5 protein-coding genes and 2 pseudogenes are annotated in these 4,577 nt (G+C 58.0%); 6 read left to right on the top strand and 1 reads right to left on the bottom strand.

What is annotated here, in order from left to right; translation table 11 throughout:
- A pseudogene (locus tag ACUVSA_RS14520) lies at window positions 1–354 on the bottom strand (patatin-like phospholipase family protein); the annotation flags it as partial.
- A 274-nt stretch (window positions 355–628) separates the two neighbouring features.
- On the opposite strand from ACUVSA_RS14520, the gene ACUVSA_RS14515 reads away from it, so the two are divergent.
- The 6 genes and pseudogenes from ACUVSA_RS14515 to ACUVSA_RS14490 form a co-directional block, all read left to right on the top strand.
- Complete coding sequence (locus ACUVSA_RS14515) at window positions 629–1,429, top strand: ABC transporter substrate-binding protein (RefSeq protein ID WP_445892658.1); 801 nt, start codon at window positions 629–631, stop codon at window positions 1,427–1,429.
- A gap of 464 nt (window positions 1,430–1,893) precedes the next feature.
- A complete protein-coding gene (locus ACUVSA_RS14510; protein ID WP_445895364.1) occupies window positions 1,894–3,075 on the top strand; it encodes an aldehyde ferredoxin oxidoreductase C-terminal domain-containing protein in 1,182 nt (393 codons plus the stop codon).
- A complete protein-coding gene (locus tag ACUVSA_RS14505; protein ID WP_445895363.1) occupies window positions 3,075–3,464 on the top strand; it encodes an aldehyde ferredoxin oxidoreductase C-terminal domain-containing protein in 390 nt (129 codons plus the stop codon). The genes ACUVSA_RS14510 and ACUVSA_RS14505 overlap by 1 nt, the downstream gene beginning before the upstream one ends.
- A gap of 44 nt (window positions 3,465–3,508) precedes the next feature.
- Window positions 3,509–3,796 carry a hypothetical protein gene (locus tag ACUVSA_RS14500; RefSeq protein ID WP_445895362.1) on the top strand — a complete coding sequence of 96 codons (288 nt, stop codon included), beginning with the start codon at window positions 3,509–3,511 and terminating at the stop codon, window positions 3,794–3,796.
- A 103-nt stretch (window positions 3,797–3,899) separates the two neighbouring features.
- The gene (locus ACUVSA_RS14495) at window positions 3,900–4,349 is read left to right on the top strand and encodes an iron-containing alcohol dehydrogenase (protein ID WP_445895361.1); all 450 of its coding nucleotides are present in this window, start codon (window positions 3,900–3,902) and stop codon (window positions 4,347–4,349) included.
- 5 nt (window positions 4,350–4,354) lie between these two features.
- Window positions 4,355–4,577: pseudogene (locus tag ACUVSA_RS14490) on the top strand (iron-containing alcohol dehydrogenase); the annotation flags it as partial.

Below are 4,577 nucleotides of genomic sequence, written 5' to 3'. Positions count from 1 at the left end.
CCGCAGCCTTTGGGAATCCTGCCCGGCAAAAATCCAAAAGTCTTTGCGATCCGATATCCTACCGTAGGGCAGTGAAGAGACGAAATCTTGGGAGGGCACGATCAGGAGCACATGGTCCAGGTGCTGAGGATTCGGCCTCCGTGCGTGAGACCGCTTGTCAAACCAGCCGGGAATGAGGCGGTTTGTGTAATGCGGGTAAAGGAAAATACAGTCACGGGTGGGGCGCAGCGGCACCGTGACGTGGTAGTCGGTCAGTCCTCCGTCCCAGTAGGTTCCCGGGGGCGCTTCGGGAATGTTTCGGACGGGCTCCATGAGCAAAGGAATGGATCCTGAAGCCAAAAGGGCCGGGATCACCTTTCTCCAATGTCGTCGCGGCGTGCGCCGTTCTGACCGTAGCGGTTATCCAAGGACTTCAACGGCGTACCCAGCGACGCTCATATGGACCGACAGCTCGGGAATTTCAAGGCTCTGCATACATGTTCATCGACAGAAACCCAAGGGCTGTGTTATTCGGAAAAAGGTGAAACCTCTACGTGAAAAGGCATAAAAGGCTCCTTTTCAGCGCAACGCGCGCCGATTCGATCATAGGAAAAGGTTTTTGGCGCCCGTCGTCATGGGCTGATGCCACATGAAAAGGCATGCCATGCGGGTGATTTCCCTTGCTCCCACCCATACGGAAACCATTGCGGCTCTTGAAGCCATGGACCTTCTCGTGGGTGTGTCCGAAGACTGCGACTTTCCAGAAAAGGTACGCCGTTTGCCGACCTACGGCAGTTGGGCTTCGCCGGACCTACAAGCCCTTTGTCGCGTCGCACCTGATCTGCTGTGCACCTTCGGCAGCCATCAAGAGGAAATGGCCGAATGGCTGCGCCGTCAAGGCCTTTCGGTTTTTCATAGCGATCCAGCCACGGTAAAGGAGGCTTTGCGCGCGATGAGGCAATTGGCTGAATGCCTCGAGAGGCCGACGGTCGGAGCCCGCCTTGTGGAACGTCTGGCGGATCGTCTGCAGGCGGTGGAAGAATTAACGGCCCGTATCCCTGACGCTGTGCGACCGAAGATATTTCGCATCATGCATTGGCACCCGCTCATCACCGTCGGGCCTGGTGCTTTTCAATACGACGTCATTGAACGCGCAGGGGGACGAAACCTTTTGGGTCCTCAAGCCGCCCCATACGAAAGGGTTGCGCCCGAACAGGTCACGGCCTGGAATCCCGATATCATCTTTTTTTGTGAACCGAGCATCGAGCCGCTTCTTCTGCACGATGCGGTGTGGGCACACTGTTCAGCCATGCGATCCGGGCACATTCATGTTTTACCGTGCGGGCTCACCTGTCGAGCGGGTCCGCGCATTGTGGACATGACTGTGCAGCTAGCGCAGATCGTCTTTGACTGGTTTCAACACCAGGCCACGAGGGGAATCGCAGGGTGAATCTGAACAAACAGGTCTAAGAATGACTCTTTCAGGGCCCCACGAGCCTGTCCGAGAATGGCTCTTTGGGGCCGTTTGGATTGCATTCTGCAGAAGCGCCGCAAGGCGCGATCCGGCGTCGCGGCTTGCGCCGCTCCTATATGAGGTAATGTCGGCCAAGCTGGGGGCTTTGGATCCACCGCGCCATAATGGTTCACGGCCTGCGACGCTTCCACAAAACGCGGACGGACAAGCCTGCGGGGGATTCCTAGAAGAAGGAGCTCATATGCTGCCGAAGGTAGAAAACGGCGACCGTGTGTTGGAAGTCCATCTATCGAGCCCCACCACCCGCATTTTTCATATTTCCACAGTAGATCGCCGCTTGTGTCTAGGCGGCTAGGGGTTGGCCTTGCGCTATTGTGCCGAACGCATGCGGCCGGGCATAGATCCTTTGAGGCCAAAAAATGTTCTGGCGGTTTTCGCCGGTGTGGTGGTTGCTCGTGGAATTTCATTCCGCCGAACACCTCTGGGGACAGGACATTCCCACGACTCAAGCATCTCTCAATCCTGGGCCCAAGGACGGCGATCTGGTCATCGGGCCGGCCGGAGAAAACCTGGTCCTTTTCGCCAACATCGCTTCCGGGCATCGGTTTCTTGGCCGAGGCGGCTTCGGCGCGGTTTTGGGTTCCAAAGGGATCAAGGCCGTGGTGGTTCGAGGAGGCTCCGTACGGCCTCTTCCCGCGGACCCTCAGAGTTTCGAAAAGGTGTGCCGGCTGGCCACGGCCTACATTCATCGCAACAGATTCACGGGGCATTTATACCGAAACGCCGGAACAGCCAGCCATGTGGACCTGTGCAACGCCTCAGGAATCTTACCTATTCACAATTTTCAGGACGGTCAGGATGCCCGGTGGCAGCATGTGAGCGGCTGGACCATGAGGGAGCGTTTCGGCGCCAAGCCCAGCACGTGTCGACCTTGCACCATCCAGTGCGGGCATAAGGGGAATTTCTCGGATCGACAGGTCCGTCAGCTTCCCGAATACGAAACCGTGGGACTGCTGGGAACAAACCTGGGCATTTTCGATCCGGAGCTCATCGCCGCCTGGAACGAACAGTGCGGACGCTTGGGATTGGATACGATCTCCTGCGGCGGCGTTTTGGGGTACGTCATGGAGGCCTCTGAAATAGGGCTGATGGCATCGCCGCTGCGTTTCGGGTCCGCGGAAGGGGTTTCCCAAGCCATTGAAAGCATTGCTTGCCGAAAGGGCCTTGGGGACAAAATGGCTCAAGGAATGCGCCGTCTTTTGGAAACGTACAAAGGCCGCTCCTTTGCCATGCACGTCAAAGGCTTGGAACTTCCGGCCTATGATCCTCGAGGCGCCTGGGGCCAGGGTTTGGCTTATGCCGTAGCCAAACGGGGTGGATGCCATTTGTCGGCCACCCTATTCCCTCTGGAGGCTTCTCTTGGGTTCTTGAAACCTCGAACCTCCAAAGCCAAAGCGCATTTTGTGCGCTTTTTTGAAAGCCTCTATGCGGGCATCAATGCATTGCCCACTTGCCTTTTCACCACTTACGCCCACCTATTAAAAGCCCCCATCGCGCGCCTGACGCCAAAGCCCATTCTGGCCTGGACCATGCAAACTTTCCCGCCATCGCCGTGCGTTTGATGGATCTTCGCGGGTACACGCGGCTCTTCGAAACCCTTTACGGGCACCCCTTGAGCCCCAGGGCATTTTTGCAAGCCGGCGACCGCATCGTCGTCCTGGAACGCCTGCTCAACGTCCTGGAAGGCGTTCGCCAAAAGGACGACACCTTGCCCGAGAGAATCCTTGAAGAAGCTCGGCCTTGCGATGTCGCGGCAGGGCCGGCGAAAGGGAGTTTATGGCACCGCATGGTTCGGTGGGGATGTCCGGAGACGCCGCCGCCCTCCACCACCCCGCAGCGGCTCGCTCTGGATTCCATGCTGGAGCGCTACTACGCACTTCGAGGCTACAACAGAAACGGCATGCCCCTGGAAAAGACCTTAAAAAGATTGAAACTGGTCCCCCGCGTATAGCCCTATGCTCGGACCCGTCCCCGGCCGAAACACGGGAAAAACTTTTGTGGTGCAAGCCTTTTTTGGGGATTCTCGGGCGCGCCGTGCAATGGGCGTCGCGACACGACGCCGTGTTTCAAAAAGAACTGGCCTCGTGGCCTCAAGGGCTGACCCTCTTGTTCAAGGTGCTTCCCTACGGACCGCGAATGGCGCTCAAAGTGGACGCCGGCAAGAGACTGCGCGCTATCGGCGATACGGTTTCGGAACGGGAAGCCGATCTGATCATCGGCTTTAAAAACATGGATACGGCCTATCGCATGCTGACCGCGCAGTTGGGCACGTTGGGCTTGTAACGGGCAGATGCGCCCCCTTTCAAATCCTCTATGCTGGTTCAGAGACGGCCACCGGGAACGTTTCCAGCGTGTGGTTTACAGTTCGCGAAAAAGGAGCCCACCCATGACCGCTTCTTATTTTGAATTTCATCGTCCCGTCAAAATCCTTTCAGGCCCCAGGGCACTGGAAAATGTGCCTTACGAATTGAGAAGACTGGACGTTTCGCGCCCTTTGTTGATCACCGACCTGGGCGTGGCCAAAGCAGGACTTTTGGAGCACGTGACGACCGCTTTCCGGGATTCGGAAGCCGTCGTGGGAGCCGTCTACGATCAGGCGCCAGCCGATTCATCGGTCAGCGTGGTTCGCGAAGCAGCCGACGTCTTTCGCCAAAGCCGATGCGATAGCCTGGTGGCCGTCGGCGGCGGCTCGGTTATCGATACGGCAGAGGCGGTCAATGTTCTGGCACGTTACGGCGGCGACGACCTCTTGCAGTTTTGCGGAGCCGACCGCATTCAGGGGCCGCTCAAACCCCTGATCGTCATTCCCCCACGGCTGATACGGGTTCCGAGGTGACGCACGTGGCGGTCATCGCGCACCTGCGAAGGCGCGTCAAAATGGCCTTTGTGTCCAGCCATCTCTTTCCAAATGTGGCCGTGCTGAATCCGCGCATGACCCAAAGCCTTCCAAAGGTCCTGACCGCCGCCACCGCCATGGACGCCTTGACTCATGCCGTGGAAGCGTACCTGTCTGTGCAGAAGAATCCTTTGAGCGACGCCTATGCGACGACGGCCGTTCGTCTCA

Source organism: Desulfosoma sp. (genome assembly GCF_052743555.1).
The sequence above is the reverse complement of the archived record's forward strand: the minus strand, read 5'-3'. Positions and strand labels throughout refer to the sequence as shown.

What these genes read in the sequence shown, in the direction of transcription:
- ACUVSA_RS14515 (WP_445892658.1), top strand. Translation starts at nt 629, where the DNA reads ATGAAAAGGCATGCCATGCGGGTGATTTCCCTTGCTCCCACCCATACG.
- ACUVSA_RS14505 (WP_445895363.1), top strand. Translation starts at nt 3,075, where the DNA reads ATGGATCTTCGCGGGTACACGCGGCTCTTCGAAACCCTTTACGGGCAC.
- ACUVSA_RS14495 (WP_445895361.1), top strand. Translation starts at nt 3,900, where the DNA reads ATGACCGCTTCTTATTTTGAATTTCATCGTCCCGTCAAAATCCTTTCA.